This is a genomic window from Mycobacterium sp. SMC-8, from assembly GCF_025263565.1.
Classification (GTDB): domain Bacteria; phylum Actinomycetota; class Actinomycetes; order Mycobacteriales; family Mycobacteriaceae; genus Mycobacterium.
Window position 1 is genome coordinate 5,104,115 of the sequence record NZ_CP079865.1, and the last position, 14,100, is coordinate 5,118,214.

General features: G+C 63.1%; 13 protein-coding genes and 1 pseudogene. 11 read left to right on the forward strand and 3 right to left on the reverse strand.

Annotated elements, in window-relative coordinates; all coding sequences use genetic code 11:
- Nucleotides 1-96: 96 nt before the first annotated feature.
- The 5 genes from KXD97_RS24635 to KXD97_RS24655 are packed head-to-tail and all read left to right on the forward strand — an operon-like array spanning nucleotide 97 to nucleotide 4,789.
- Nucleotides 97-1,050, forward strand: coding sequence for a nucleotidyltransferase (locus KXD97_RS24635; protein ID WP_260753071.1), 954 nt, complete (start codon nucleotides 97-99; stop codon nucleotides 1,048-1,050).
- Entirely contained in the window at nucleotides 1,047-1,655 is a 609-nt protein-coding gene (locus KXD97_RS24640) for a hypothetical protein (RefSeq protein ID WP_260753072.1), read from the forward strand. The genes KXD97_RS24635 and KXD97_RS24640 overlap by 4 nt, the downstream gene beginning before the upstream one ends.
- Complete coding sequence (locus tag KXD97_RS24645) at nucleotides 1,639-2,940, forward strand: ThiF family adenylyltransferase (RefSeq protein WP_260753073.1); 1,302 nt, start codon at nucleotides 1,639-1,641, stop codon at nucleotides 2,938-2,940. Before KXD97_RS24640 ends, KXD97_RS24645 begins: the two co-directional genes overlap by 17 nt.
- Nucleotides 2,928-3,494, forward strand: a complete 567-nt coding sequence (locus tag KXD97_RS24650) for a Mov34/MPN/PAD-1 family protein (RefSeq protein WP_260753074.1) — start codon at nucleotides 2,928-2,930, stop codon at nucleotides 3,492-3,494. The genes KXD97_RS24645 and KXD97_RS24650 overlap by 13 nt, the downstream gene beginning before the upstream one ends.
- The gene (locus KXD97_RS24655) at nucleotides 3,491-4,789 is read left to right on the forward strand and encodes an SAVED domain-containing protein (protein WP_260753075.1); all 1,299 of its coding nucleotides are present in this window, start codon (nucleotides 3,491-3,493) and stop codon (nucleotides 4,787-4,789) included. Before KXD97_RS24650 ends, KXD97_RS24655 begins: the two co-directional genes overlap by 4 nt.
- A gap of 231 nt (nucleotides 4,790-5,020) precedes the next feature.
- Here the strand turns inward: KXD97_RS24655 and KXD97_RS24660 are convergent, their stop codons facing one another.
- Nucleotides 5,021-6,577: an IS1634 family transposase gene (locus tag KXD97_RS24660; RefSeq protein ID WP_260753076.1), complete on the reverse strand. Its 1,557-nt coding sequence runs from the start codon at nucleotides 6,575-6,577 to the stop codon at nucleotides 5,021-5,023.
- A 243-nt stretch (nucleotides 6,578-6,820) separates the two neighbouring features.
- Between KXD97_RS24660 and KXD97_RS24665 the strand changes: the two genes are divergently transcribed.
- On the forward strand, nucleotides 6,821-7,396 hold the full coding sequence (locus KXD97_RS24665; RefSeq protein ID WP_260751629.1) for a DUF6431 domain-containing protein: 576 nt from the start codon (nucleotides 6,821-6,823) through the stop codon (nucleotides 7,394-7,396).
- A 58-nt stretch (nucleotides 7,397-7,454) separates the two neighbouring features.
- Here KXD97_RS24665 and KXD97_RS24670 read toward each other — a convergent pair whose 3' ends face one another.
- Entirely contained in the window at nucleotides 7,455-7,715 is a 261-nt protein-coding gene (locus KXD97_RS24670; protein ID WP_260753077.1) for a hypothetical protein, read from the reverse strand.
- Nucleotides 7,716-7,839: 124 nt separating this feature from the next.
- Nucleotides 7,840-8,625, reverse strand: coding sequence for a hypothetical protein (locus KXD97_RS24675; RefSeq protein WP_260753079.1), 786 nt, complete (start codon nucleotides 8,623-8,625; stop codon nucleotides 7,840-7,842).
- Nucleotides 8,626-9,342: 717 nt separating this feature from the next.
- On the opposite strand from KXD97_RS24675, the gene KXD97_RS24680 reads away from it, so the two are divergent.
- The 5 genes and pseudogenes from KXD97_RS24680 to KXD97_RS24700 all read left to right on the forward strand — a co-directional run bounded on the left by KXD97_RS24680 (nucleotide 9,343) and on the right by KXD97_RS24700 (nucleotide 14,031).
- The gene (locus KXD97_RS24680) at nucleotides 9,343-10,074 is read left to right on the forward strand and encodes a TnsA-like heteromeric transposase endonuclease subunit (RefSeq protein WP_235718637.1); all 732 of its coding nucleotides are present in this window, start codon (nucleotides 9,343-9,345) and stop codon (nucleotides 10,072-10,074) included.
- Between the two features lie 137 nt (nucleotides 10,075-10,211).
- The gene (locus tag KXD97_RS24685) at nucleotides 10,212-12,164 is read left to right on the forward strand and encodes a Mu transposase C-terminal domain-containing protein (RefSeq protein ID WP_036372924.1); all 1,953 of its coding nucleotides are present in this window, start codon (nucleotides 10,212-10,214) and stop codon (nucleotides 12,162-12,164) included.
- Nucleotides 12,152-13,165, forward strand: coding sequence for a TniB family NTP-binding protein (locus KXD97_RS24690; RefSeq protein WP_011891572.1), 1,014 nt, complete (start codon nucleotides 12,152-12,154; stop codon nucleotides 13,163-13,165). The genes KXD97_RS24685 and KXD97_RS24690 overlap by 13 nt, the downstream gene beginning before the upstream one ends.
- A 2-nt stretch (nucleotides 13,166-13,167) precedes the next feature.
- Nucleotides 13,168-13,524: pseudogene (locus KXD97_RS24695) on the forward strand (hypothetical protein); the annotation flags it as partial.
- 51 nt (nucleotides 13,525-13,575) lie between these two features.
- The gene (locus KXD97_RS24700) at nucleotides 13,576-14,031 is read left to right on the forward strand and encodes a hypothetical protein (RefSeq protein WP_232491329.1); all 456 of its coding nucleotides are present in this window, start codon (nucleotides 13,576-13,578) and stop codon (nucleotides 14,029-14,031) included.
- The last annotated feature ends 69 nt before the right edge of the window (nucleotides 14,032-14,100 follow it).

Here is a 14,100-nt window from a genome sequence, read left to right on the forward strand (position 1 = left end):
CCGTCAACTACGCAGCCCTGGCCGACCCACGCTGGCGTGTCGGTGGCCCCAGCTAGATTTGGAGCAACAGCTCAAGGGCGATGATCAGGAGACCACGTGAGCGTGAATGACGCCTTCAAAGCGTTCCAGGATGTGGTGAACGCCGACCTCACCGCCGTACGACAGGCCCGCGCACGCCGAGACCTCTTCAAGGAGGCCTTCGGCCCGCTACCCGACGTCTTGGAGGTCATCCCGTCCGGCTCGCTCGCGCGCGGCACCCAGAAAGATCCCATCCGCGACGTCGACGTGATCGTCGTCTTCAACGGCGACGACCATCCGGATTGGGGCGAGGCCGGGGCCTCGGCCAAAGACGCGTTGGACTACACCCGAGCGCATGTCCACGAATTGCTCGGAGCCTCAAACGGCACCCACGCCCAGCAAGTCCGCCTCGCCCGCTGGCGCAACCACGCCGTCAAATGCTTCCTAGATGACCCAGACGATCCAGACGCCTTCACCGTCGATGCCATGCCCGCCCTGCGGCGCGACGGGAAGCTCCTCATCCCGCAGGCAGCCTCCAACGAATGGATCGATGCCAATCCCGAGTACCTCATCACCGAGGTCGCCAAGAAGCACACCGCCTGGAACAAGTTCGCCGGCTCGGTGCGCATGCTGAAGTGGTGGGCTGCCGAGCAAGACATCAAGATCAAATCTCTGGTCATGGAGGTGCTCGCGCTTCAATTCCTGCCGACCGACTCCTCGCAGCCTGCGGCCATCGCCCAGTTCTTCGTCAGCGCGGCCTACCACATCGAGGGCGGCAGCGAAGTCCTCGACCCGGCGCAGCTGTGCGGGCCCATCCAGTCTGACCTGGACTACGAGGCGTTCGCTGATTATCTAGCTAGTGCACGTGACAGCGCGGCCAAGGCGACCCAGGCTCAGATCAACAACGATACGAACGGAGCGATCCACCACTGGGGCACGGTCTTCGGTGACGACTTCCCCCTGCCCGCCAACCCGGGACCCGTGATCGTTCCACCGCCTCCGCGGCCGGTCAAAGACACCCCCCAAGGATGACCGCACCCGCACAATGGCCCGAAAGCAGCGCTGACCTTGCGCCGATCTTGTGGATGGACGCCGAACCCGGGCGTCTACCGAGGGACCGCGACGACATTGCCGCGTTCGCGCCGCACCTGCAGTACTTCGGGCCGGACTCGCCGTGCGGCGAATCCTTCCCGCACGGCGGCTGGATGGGCGAACTGCCGCGGTGGCCCTTCGACCGTGAGGAACCCGCGGCGCTGATCGATCTCATCGGCGAGCACGGCATTGAGGTACTGATGCGTTATCCGGCTGCCTACCCCATGGTGCCGCCCACCATCTACTCCCTCGATCCGGAGCCGTCTTGGTCGGAGCAGACCCAAACGGCCTGGCATGTTGCACCAGGCGGATCGTTATGCCTGCTCCAAAGTGTGGGCGCGTGGCAGCCCGAGTCGAGCGTCACCGAGCTCCTCGCCAAAGCCGCCGGCTGGCGGGTCGAGTACGCGCTGATGAAAGCCGGCGTAATCACGCAAATGTCGCTCACCGGAATCGTCTCCGATCCCGCCTTTGACCACAAAATCGCCGAAGCCGTCCACTCGGCGCCCGACCGCGAGAACGGCGAGGGCAATGATGTATCGCAATGACCCCTTCATCGTGCTCACCGCCGACGGCGCCACCAAGATCGCGTCATCGACGGCGACCCGCGGCCGTGTCACCATTCGGAGTGCACCGTCGGAGAACCTCTTCGTCGTTGTTGCCCTCGATGTCGTTGACGGCGTAACGCTTCCAGTCGACATCCCACAAGAATTCAGGGCGTTGCACTGGGGCGACAAAACAGTGCCAGCCCAATGGGTACGCGAGCCCACCGACACCCTAAATATCTTGCATATCAACATGCTTCGCCGTCCCGGGGCGGCGACCGTCTCTTTCGACTTCTTTAAAGAGACAATCCCGGCGCTGGTAGATCCTGGCGCTCGACTCGGAATTTTGATCACCCACCAACCCGACGTGCCTGCGGAGCTGCGCGCCGTCGGTGTGTGCGAGTTCGCCGGGTGGTTGATCCATCGCGAAGGCGTGCGACCGATTCATGTAGAAGTCGAACCCGCTGTCGTCGGTATCGGACAATTAGCGGACTCCTGGCCGATCGAACGTCTCGCCACGAACTCGGTCATGTTGGTCGGCTGCGGCAGCCTGGGCGGCGCCGCCGCTGAAGCCCTGGCGGGTTACGGCGTGGGTCGCGTCGAACTCGTGGACCCTGACCGATTCCTTTGGCACAACATGCTGCGGCATATTCTCGGACCCGAAAGCGTCGGGCGCTACAAGGTGTCGGCGCTTAAGGACCACCTCAATGCCTCGTGGTCTTCCCAAGACGTTCGCGCCCACCGTCTCGACGTTGTCGACGATGCGCACCACATTCGGCCCCTTGTCGAGGACGTCGATTTGGTCCTGTGCACAGCGGACGGAATCGCCCCACGACGCGTCGTCAGCCACCTCGCCCGCCGCAGTGCCACACCAGCCGTGCTCGCTTGTGTCCTTGACCACGGCGCCGTCGGCGAAATTCTGCGGCTACGTCCCACCCCACGATTCGGATGCCTGCTCTGCCTACGCCAACATCTTGCTCAGCGCGGCGCCATGGACGCCGAAGCAGATCAGGAACTCGACTACGGCACCGGACGCACCCACCAACCCATGACGGCCGTTCCGCCGGATCTTCGCTACGTCGGCACCCTCGCCGCCAAGATCGCCGTGGCCACACTCTTGGAGTCACTGCACGGCGACCACACCCAACAATTACCTGACGAGCACGCAATTCTCGGGCTCCACCCCGCCGGCGACCTCGCTGAACCCTTCGACCTACACAAGCCAGGCGACATACGCTGGTTGCCCATCCCGCCCCCGCGCCAGAACTGCCCGACGTGCGCCGCTTAGCCACCCGCGCAGAATCACCGGTCGCGCACATCGCCCCCGCCGCCCTAAGAGGGATCGCCCGCGAGGCCGACAGATCACACGACGGCTTGGAGACGGGAGGGATCCTGCTCGGACCCGACACCGCCGACGCCATCGTTATCAGCCGGGCAGGAGATCCGGGGCCGCGGGCACACCGGACCGAGCACTCGTTCCTGCGAGACCTCGCGCACGCCCAATCTTTGGCGAATACAGCATGGAACGAAGACGGCCACCAGTGGATCGGCGAATGGCACACCCACCCGACGGGCGACTTAACGCCGAGTGCGCTCGATCTGCACTCGTATCTTCAGCACCTCCACGATCCCGAACTTCACCTCGAGTGGTTCGTGGCGATCATCGTCGGGCTCACACCGGACGCGGGCATCACCACTGCCGCCTGGCTTATTGAACGCCACCGCGTCCGCGCGCTGTCGCTGGACATCACCATCGACTCGGAGCACAGCGCCAAACATGCTACGCGACAACCACAACACCGCACCCGCACGGACAGCCACACCGGCACAGGAGAACGATGACCACCGACCCGACTGGCCCGATCTTCATCTCCTATCGGCAAGAGGACGGTACCGCCATCGCGGCCGAACTCGCATGGCTGTTGCGAGCGGCGGGGCTGCCCGTATGGCGCGACCGAGACGACTTACCACCCGGCGACACCCAAAACCGGCTCATCCAAGCGATATCCGCGGGGATCTCCGGAGCAGTCCTGGTCGTCACACCAGACATCATCAACAGCAAAGTCGTCAAGACCGTCGAAGCCCCCGGCCTTCTGGAACTACACCGCACCCAGCCACAGTTCGCGCTCGCCATTGCCAATGCCGTCGACACAGAAGATAGCTCACCCGACTACACGGCTCCCGACGCCTTATTAGATGTCAAGCCGGGCATTCTCACCGGAGTCGACCAACACCCCACCGACCGCGCCGGTCTGCTCCACATCGTTCACAAGCTTCTGTGGCACCGTGCAGCGAATCATCGCGCACGCATATCCGACACGGACACTTGTGAACTGAGCGTGCAAACCCGCAACGTGCCGCAATCCTATGACAGCACCGCAAGCGCGTTCGATATCCGAGTACGGCCATCCGAACACGAACGGTTGCCCAGCGCTGAGGGACTCAACGACCTCCGGGACACGATCGCATTCCTACCCGACGCAGTCACTCGGACCGCCGCACAACGCGTACGGATCCGCGGAGGCGCACACTTATGTGTCGCGTTCACGCTAGGAGCCGCCCTGCCGTCCACACGCATCGGACATATCGAAGTGATCGACCAACGAGGAAAGTCCTGGACAAGCAGCGGTGACGCCAGCGTGTCGATGCCGCCACACATCTACATTCAGAACCAAAGTGTCAACGGTGTCCCAATCGCCAGTGGGCGCCGAGCCGTTGCGATCTACCTCGATTTGATGCCCGATACAAGCGAAGCGGCCTTCGAACGGTATCTCGAGGGAAACCGACAGGATCTCAGCGCGTGGCAACACCTTCGCAGCACCGGCGGCGACCTCCTCGACAACTCAATAGCAGGCGCCATCGCAGCAGAAGCGGCCGCACGCATCCGCACCCTGGCCAACGACCATGCGAACGCGGAAGTGCATCTGTTGCTGCGATGCCCCTTTGCCCTCGCCATCTTGCTAGGAAGGTTGACCAACACGCTACGTGTCGTCATCTACGAATGGGACGATAGCGATCACGGCCTAGACAATGCCGGTCGGCCGCGGTACCTGCCAGCCCTGCGTATCCGCGCCTCTGCACCCGCCGGCGCCGTCGACGAGGTTTTACTCACTCGCGATATTGACGAGCAGGGATGAGCTGCTGCGTCACCGTCCCCGTCACCGTCTACGGGTACGGGGACGCCCAGCTTACATCCGCAGCACCACTATCAATAGTGGCGCTGGCGTGTTCCCGCTGCATGACCTGATCGCCGTAATCGCCTGCATTGCAACATGTCCAGCCCCAGCATCGGTAGACTTCCTCCGTCAGTCGCAGACTTAGTCGCGCTGCGGAGTGTGGTTGGCTCGTCCCGAGTTGGGTCATTTGGCTTAGTGCCTTGAATTCTCGGCGTTCAGTGCGTTGAGGATTGCGTTGACCTCGGTGTTTAGGGCTGGCGGGTAGGTGGCGATGACGCCGTTGAGGTCGATGGTGGCTGATCGCAGGGGTTTGAGGGTGCGTAGGAATCGGCGCAGTGACAGGCCGGTGCGGGTCTGGACTTCGCGGCTGACGGCCAGGGCGGTGAACACGATGGTCAGGTGGGCTTCGATGGCGTCGCGGGTGCGGGCGAACATGGGCCGGGCAGCGAGGTCGGATTTGGACATCCGGAAGGACGCCTCGACGTGCCAGAGGTCGTGGTAGCTGGCGACCACTTCGGTCGCGGGCATCAGTGCGGCGTCGATGTTGGTGACGTAGCCCTTGAGCCCGACCAAGCGGCGGGCGCGCTGCAACGACGCCTCGTCAAATTCTTGGGAACCGTTGCAGTTCTTGATGAACCGCGGTACCCGCGCGGCTTTCTCGCCGGCGACGACCGCGCGGGCCTTGTTCTCCTGCAGGTTGAGCGTCTTGGTGTCGCGCACCGCGCGTTTGGTCGAGTACGCCCACACCGCCCGCCAGGACTTGGTGTGGGTCGCCGGATCCCAGACGGGCTCGGCTTTGCGCTTGGGGTCGCTGGTCTTGGTCGCGGTGCCGCGTCGATCGCGTGGGGTGATGGTGTCGATGATCTGGCCATCGGTGAAGAAGTCGCCGTGCCAATGGAAGTGCGAGGCCAGATCGTTGGGCGCTTTGGTAACCCTCGATCCGACGATGAACCGCAACCCTGCCTCATCAAGTTCGCGCAGATTGCCGCTGGCCAGCATGCCCGCATCAGCGACGACGACAATGTCGGTGATCTCGTGGCGGGCTTGGAATGCCTTCACGATCGGCACGATCGTCAGAGTTTCGGCCTTGTTTCCTTCGAAACAGCCGATTTCCAAGGGGAATCCGCACCGATCGACCAGCAGCCCGACCACGATCTGCGGGTCCACTCGGCGTTCCTTGGAGTACCCCACGCGGCGTAGGTCGTCTTCCTTGTCGGCCTCGAAATACAGGGTCGTGACGTCGTAAAGCACCAGGCTGACATCACCGGCGGTGCGGGCGTGGGCGAAACACGCTGCGGCGATCTGGTCGCGGTAACCACCACCGCGGGCACGGCGCAGGGTGCGCTTGCGGGTCGACAGTGACGCTGAGGTACGTCCCAGCTCGGCGAGGACCCGATCGGCGTCGAGCAGGCTGGTCGGCTCGACCACCCGGGCGATGACCAGGTCACGGAAGACCTCATCGCCGACCGCGTCGTCGAACCCCAGGCTGGCATACACCTGCGCCAGGGCGTCATACAGCAGCCCGCTGCAGCTCTTGAGCACCCGCGGCCGCACCACCAACTCCCGTACTGCGGATTCTCCAGCATCCTCGGTGAACAGCATGCCAGCTGGCGGTGGAACCATATGGGCCCGAACGGCTTTCGGCGTGATCCCCAGATCCAACTCGCCTTGGGTGTCATCGGCCAACAGCCGGCGGGCCTCCTGTTGACCGTCCCTCTGTGTGACGACCACGGCGGGGGTGATCGTCATTGAAGTTGTCGAAATCCCGGGTCGGGGACGGCGGTCGTCTGCATCATCAGCGTGCCCACGAACGGACCCCGCGCTGGTCTGCTCGCGCAGAGTCCATTTCGGCTCCGGCGCGATGCCGAATCCCGAGATCGTCACAATCGGTGACGGCGGACGCGTCGATTCTGCGGTCGCCCAACACGAACTGACCCCTATCCCGGTTCCCGGGTGATAGGTAAGGCTGGTGGATCATGGACTGGCTCTGCGGTGATCGTCGCGCGCACCGGCGAACTGGCCGAGAAACTGCTCGCCGCCGGCGAACTCCGCTGCCCGCGGTGCCGCGACGGCCAGCTGACTTCTTGGGGCTACGGCAGGCGGCGCTCCGTGCGCGATCACGACGGGACCACGATCACGGTGCGCCCCCGCCGCACGCGATGCCGGTCCTGCTCGTCAACGCATATCGTGATGCCCGCCGCTCTGCAGCCACGCCATGCCGACACCACCGCAGTGATTGGAACAGCATTGCTGCACAAAGCAAATGGACTCGGACACCGGCGTATCGCGGCGACCATGGGGCGGCCGGTGTCCACCGTGCGCCGCTGGCTTCGCCGACTACCGCCAGAGCACCTGGACCGTCTCGCACGCGACGGGACCGAGCAGCTGCTCGCCCTGGACCCCGACACGTTCACCGCGCTGCGCTACCGAGGGAACATGTTGCACCACGCGCTGTCGCTGTTGTCGGCAGCGGCCTACTGGGACCGCCGCCGCTACGCCCTCGGTGAGCCGCCGTGGACCCTGATCGGGATGTACACCCGCGGCCGCCTTCTGGCGCCACCCGGCTGACCCTCCGACGTCCCCGCGCTGCCGCCGGGGGCGTCATCACCATGCCTGCCGACAGTCGTCACCATGACGACCACCGCGTCGCCGCGACGATTACCCCGTCACAATGCAGACCGACCCCCGAAATCACGTCTGCATCCACAGTGACGCCATCGTCTGCATCCTGAGCGACGGCCAACACCTCCTCGAGCAGCAGACCCAGCTCGGCGTCATCACGCGCAGAGCCCACATGGCGCACGATCCGGCGGCGGCCATCGACGGATTCGGCGATCTGGACCGCGGTCGCGCCCGAGGCCGTGCGCACCCGCCGAATCCACACCATCCAGGCAGCCTACTGACCCAAATTAGTGCCTAGCAGGGGCACTAAGCGGAGACATCACCCCAGCTCAAGACACCGCCACCCTACAAAACTGACCAAAGTGACCCAACTCAGGTCAGTCGCAGACTTAGTCGCGCTGCGGAGTGTGGTTGGCTCGTCGAAGTCTCTGATTCGGCATCACAACTATCGAACCATCCCTAAAAAGCGCATACGGGGATGCGACATCAATAATCTGGCCACGTTTCGCATTTGGCTGATATACATCAAATCTCGCTCTCCCACTATCCCTGAAAAGGGTTGTGATCAAAGCGGTGTCACTTATCCACTTGCTGGCCGAAGCCTCGATTGCTCCGGCGAGTATCTGTTCAACAGTATCGATGCCCGGGAGGACTTCGCCGTGTGTGGCCCAGAGCCGTTCCTCCAGATCCTGGGCTGCAATGGCTGGAACATATTGGCCAATGCGTCGAATAGTCGCTTTCTGCAAGGGGTGATCGATCCGACAGATGAAATCATCGCGACACTCCGTGAGAACTTCACCATTGTCCGCATGCATGTTGCTGATGAGGCCGTAAGTGATGCGCCCCTCGTCGTCGTAGCCCACAGCTACAAACGCAAGCCTCTTCTCGCACCGTTTCGCACGGATATGCTTCACCACCCGTGTTGCCTCGTCTGCTATTTCACCCATTGCAAACCCGGAGAGGTTACGAGCGGCCACTTTCACAAACCACTCCATAGTGTGTCGATCCGGGCCGATCTGCGCTAGGCCCGTGAAGCTCACCAGGAACTGATTAAAGACAACTGCCGACTTGGTGAAGTTGTCGTCTACAGGTTTGCCACTTCTAACGCTAGCGGTACGCCGATCGACTGCAATGGTTACGAAATCCTCGTTGGCGTAGGCAAGCACAAGCGTCATAACGCGACACTACGTAGCACAATCTTCAAGGACAAGGGCTAGCCAAGTGATGAGGCCACACGGGGCAGGCGTTAGGCGGTATTTGCTTGTGAACCCAGCAGTCTCGGTCGATGTGTCGAAATTGATGATGGACTGCGCCGACGAGTACAGCTGTGCGCAACGGCGATTGGGACCAGACGATTCCCGTGCGGTCAGTCGTTCGAGGGTCCTGCACTCTCATGCCTTCCTGCATTTGCGCCGACACTCTCACCGAATTCTGGACGGCGCCGCTGAATATTTTCCGCGACTTCTTGAGAGCTTGCAGCTCACAGGCTTATCGCGCTCTCAACATATCCAGGATCGGACAGCTGTCCGGTTGTCCGACTTCTCGCCTGTGATCCAGAACTTCCGACAGTGCCGCCCACCTAGCTCAATGCCCGATGCCTGCGCTCATTCGGCCGGCGTTAACTGAGAGCACCGGACCGGGACGACTGAGGGTCGAGAACAATCCGACACGGGCCGACAACCACGGCCCCCGGATAACCTGGGGTCGCTCGATCAATTTGTCACTGTGACGTTAACGCCCCTTCGGCGATGCGGCGCAGACGCACTCAGAGTTCTGAGGCCACAGGTGTCCTGTCAGTTCTCATCCGATCTGAAGCATTCTCATTTGATGTGACACATCGGCGCGCCTTTCTCATTTGATCTGATACAGCCGGTACCGTTCTGGGCATGTCGATGCTGGCCGGTGATGCTGTTGCCGCGGGCCGGTGCGATGCGGTGTTTGAGGTAGCCGACGTGGATGGGACTTCCCGTCTTCCATTGGAGTTGGCTCATGGGATCCGGTTCGATGTCGATTGCGAGCCGGTGCGGTCGTTTCCGTCGTTTCGTGGGCAACGGAATTTTCCTGGGCTGTGGTGGTTCGCGACGACGCGCCGGCACATCGGTTATGAATCGTGGGTTGAGCGGGATCAGCTGATGGCATTGGATGCTAATCCTGAAACCGTTGGCGTTGCCTCCCAACCTTTTCGGCTGCGATGGCCCGATGGCCGTCATCATGTGCCCGACTACTACGCTCGCAGATCCGACGGCACGGTCGTGATCGTCGATGTTCGTCCCGATGACCGGATTCCTGAGTCTGATGCGGAGTTGTTCGCCCGCTCGGAGGTCGTGTGCATTGCGGCCGGCTGGCAGTACCGGCGCGTCGGTGTATTGGACCCTGTGCTGGCGGCGAACCTGCGGTGGCTGTCTGGGTACCGGCATCCGAGAGCGTTGCGACCTGGCGTGGCGGCAGAACTGTTGAGCTGTTTCGCCCGCGAGCAGCCCCTTCTGGAGGGCGCGACGGCGGTGGGCGACCCGCTGGTGGTGCTGCCTGTGCTGTTCCATCTGCTCTGGCATCGACGCTTGGTGGTCGATCTGTCCCGGACGGTCCTCGACGATCGGACGGCAGTGAGCGCGGCAGCGTTATGAGTTCGCTTCGAGGCGGTGTGATCCGTGAAGGCGATGAAATCCGTCTAGGTTCACGGGTTTTCACGGTCGCAAGTCTGGCCGGAGGATCGGTACGGCTTGTCGACGCTGTTGGTGAACGCACAACCGTTCCCCTGTCGATGGTATTGGCCGATTCGACTCTGGAGGTTCTGGCGGGGTCACGACCGGTGCTGTGGTCTGTTGAGGCGCTCGAAGGTGTCCCCGAGGAGGTCGCTGATCGCGCACGATGGTGGGAGCAGCACATCGTTGAGGTATTGACCGGGCGCCGACCCGAAAGTCCGCCTGGGCAGCCAATCCGGCCAGAGTTCGATCCGGCGGTCCGATCCCTTCGCCAGAGGGAGCTGACCAAGCTTGAGGAGCTTCGAGCAGCCGGTCACGATCTGGCGTTGATCACCCTGCAGCGTCAGCGATCTCGCTACGAGGCCAAAGGTCTTCTGGGATTGGTGGACGGCCGCTATCTCGCCAAACGTCCAGTGTTGGGCCGTGTCGATGAGCGTGTCGTTGCCGTGGTCCGGCGTCTGATCGACAACGAAACTGAGCTATCAACCGGCACGGTGAGCAGACTTCAGCGCAAGCTGGAGAAGGCGCTGTTGGCCGAATACGGTCCCGACGACGCCCCGAAGGCCCCGTCACAGGCGACCTTCTACCGGCTCGTCAAACGCCTGGAGGAAGGCAAACACACCTTCGGTTCCGCCCGTACTCGCAGGTCATTGGCCAAGCAACCCGACGGCCCCTTCGGCACGGTAACCGCGGCCCGTCCCGGTGAAATGGTGGAAATCGACTCCACCCCGCTGGACGTGCGGGTGGTCCTTGACGACGGTGTAGTCGATCGGGTGGAGCTGACCGCCATGGTCGACAACGTCACCCGCTCGATCCCGGCGGCAGTTCTGCGGCCCACCACCAAGGCCGTCGATGCCGCGCTGCTGTTGGCCAAGGCGCTGACCCCAGAGCCGATGCGCCCGGGTTGGTCCGATGCGTTGCGGTTGTCACGCTCGGTGTTGCCGCATCGGCGTTTGACCGATATCGATCAACGGCTCGCCGATGCCGCGGCTCGCCCGGTGATCGCTCCCGAGACCATCGTCTGTGATCACGGGAAAGCGTTTCTCTCCAAGACATTTGAGCAGGCGTGCTGCTCACTGGGCATCAACCTGCAACCCGCTCATCCGGATCAGCCCACCGACAAACCGAAGGTGGAACGCACCCTGCAGTCGGTGGGTACATTGTTCGCCCAGTATGTCGCCGGGTATGTCGGTTCCAGCGTGGAACGTCGCGGCAAGAACGCCGACCAGGACGCAGTGTGGTCGCTGGTGGAACTGCAGGCGTTGCTCGATGAGTGGCTCGTCGCGGTGTGGCAGAACCGTCCCCACGACGGACTACGTGACCCGGTGACCCCGGGCAAAGCGCTGACGCCGAACGAGAAGTTCGCGGCCCTGGTCGAAGTCGCTGGTTACGTCCCGGTGCCTCTGAGCGCTGATGCTTACATCGAGTTGTTGCCCGCGACGTGGCGCACCATCGGCTCAGCGGGTATCCGGGTCAATCACCGGACCTACGATGCCCGGGCATTGAACCCGTACCGGCGAGTCGACTCTGGGGTTCGTTCCCGCAACGGCCGGTGGGAGGTTCATTACGACCCCTATGACGTCTCTCAGATTTGGGTTCGCAATCACCACGACGACGGTTGGATCACCGCGACCTGGACCCACATGCGCACCGCTGCAGTGCCGTTCGGGGACACCGTGTGGAAACAGGCCCAAGCGATCGTCGCCGAAAGGGGCGCAGATCCGGTGACCGAAGCCGAGATCGCGGCGGCGGCCGACGCCCTGCTGGACCGTGCCGAACGCGGCCCCGACACCCAGCAGGACCCGCCAGCAGCTCGACGCGCAGCCGCCAGGGCCCGATCCATCCCCGAGCCGTCCTGGCCACACCCCAGTGTCGAGGGCACCAACCAGAACCAGGAACCGTCTGAGGTGAGCACCGACAGGCCAGCGAACTCCGACGATGACGATCTTGCTGATGTCATCCCGTTGCCGGTGTTCGACGCACGTAAGGAGGCCGAGCAGTGGCATTGGTGAGTCCGATCAGTCAACTCGAGGAGCGCCGGCAGCCGACGACAACCCTGGAAGGGTGGCGACGGTTCATTGACGCTGACCGGCCTGAATTCACCTTGCTGCCCGACCAAGACTGGTCCGATCTCGACGATGCTGATCGGATCGCCTACAACGAGGCCAGGGTGGCCCACCATTCCGAGCTCGTCGTGGTGACCACCTCGGCGATCCAGAAGATCACCAACGAGGGTCAGCTGCTCACTTTGCTGAATCAACGCGAGATCGGCGCCCGGCGAGGGCTGATCGTCTCCGGTGGCGCAGCCACCGGAAAGACCACGGCCATCAAACAACTCGGCCGGTTCCACGAACTTCGGATCCGCACCCGTTACTCGGACAAAACCCGCATCCCTGTCGTCTACGTGACCGCTCCACCGAAGGGCTCAGCACGCAAGCTCGCAATGGAATTCGCCCGCTTCCTCGGGCTTCCACCGGTACGACGGATGAACGTCACCGATATCGCCGACGCGGTGTGCCAAGTGCTCATCGATGCGCGTACCGACATAGTGGTCGTCGACGAGATCCATAACCTCAATCTCGATACCCGTGCCGGAGAAGAACTTTCCGATCACCTCAAGTACTTCACCGAACACCTGCCCGCGACCTTCGTCTACGCCGGCATTGACGTCGAACGCTCCGGAGTGTTTACCGGTACTCGCGGCCGCCAGCTTGCCGGGCGCTGCGGTGTCATCAACACAGCGGCCTTCCCGTATGGGCAGGAGTGGCGGGCTCTGGTCGCCGCGATGGAGGGAACCCTGCGACTGCACCGACACGAGCCGGGCACGCTCGTGCGCCAGACGAAACACCTGCACCAGCGCACCGGCGGAATGATCGGAAGCCTCGCCCACCTCATCCGCTCGGCAGCCATCCGGGCAATGCTGGACCACACCGAACACATCGACCGCGAGGGCTTGGACAGCGTCCTCATCGACTACGCGGCTCAGGCCTCAGCCCAACGCAGCGCCGGATAGCAGTGATCACCGACTGGCCCCGACTCCCACCACGACCACTTCCGCAGTCAGTCACCGCATTTCGCGATGAGACCGTGTACTCCTTCACCACCCGACTCGCCCACGCCAACAGAATCCCACCCCAAAGCCTGCGCGACTACGCCGCACGCGAGAGCCATTACGTCGACCCTGAGCGCCTCGCCCGCCTCAGCGGCTACCCACGACATGTCCTCTGCGCCCGACTGCGGGGCCTGACCGCTGATGAACGTGATCTCACCCGCCAGCGGGCACGTGCCCGCCCGATTTGCCGGTACTGCACAGCACGGCGAGGGGTGCCCCAGCCGGTCCATTGCTGGTTGCCCGACCACCTCACCGTCTGTCATCGCCACGGCCGCTGGATTGGCCCCTCCGCCCAGCGATGGGACGATCAGATGTCACTGAAACACCATCCAGCTGTTGCCCGATCTGCCAGGGCACATCATGCCCTGGCCAAGCGCAATGCCCCCGACATCGTTGAGCTAGCGATCAACGACGCATCACGTATAGTGCTGCGGCAGCGCCGATTCCGACGGGATGACGGTCTCGGTGATAGCGCGGCCACCGGTATCGCATTACGGGGGCGATGGGCCAGCATCTCAACGGTCAACCTGCACATCGCCACCTACGTCGAAACAGTCCGGATGGCCGCAGTCATCATTGACCAGCGGCCAGCATTGTTGAACCGCACCGGCGATCCCAGTGTCGCCCGCGTAGCTCTCTTGGCAGCCGCGAACGCAGTGTTCGGCGCCGAGGATGAGACGGCGACCACCGCGGCCCTCGACGGCTGGCTGAACAACCAGCAGATCATCCGGAAGTCCCGCGATAAATCAATGATCGTTCATACCTGATGCAAAAGTCTTTATCTTGCAACCATATTCGTAGGAAAACCCATTGCCAGCCGACCGTGAGGCATACGT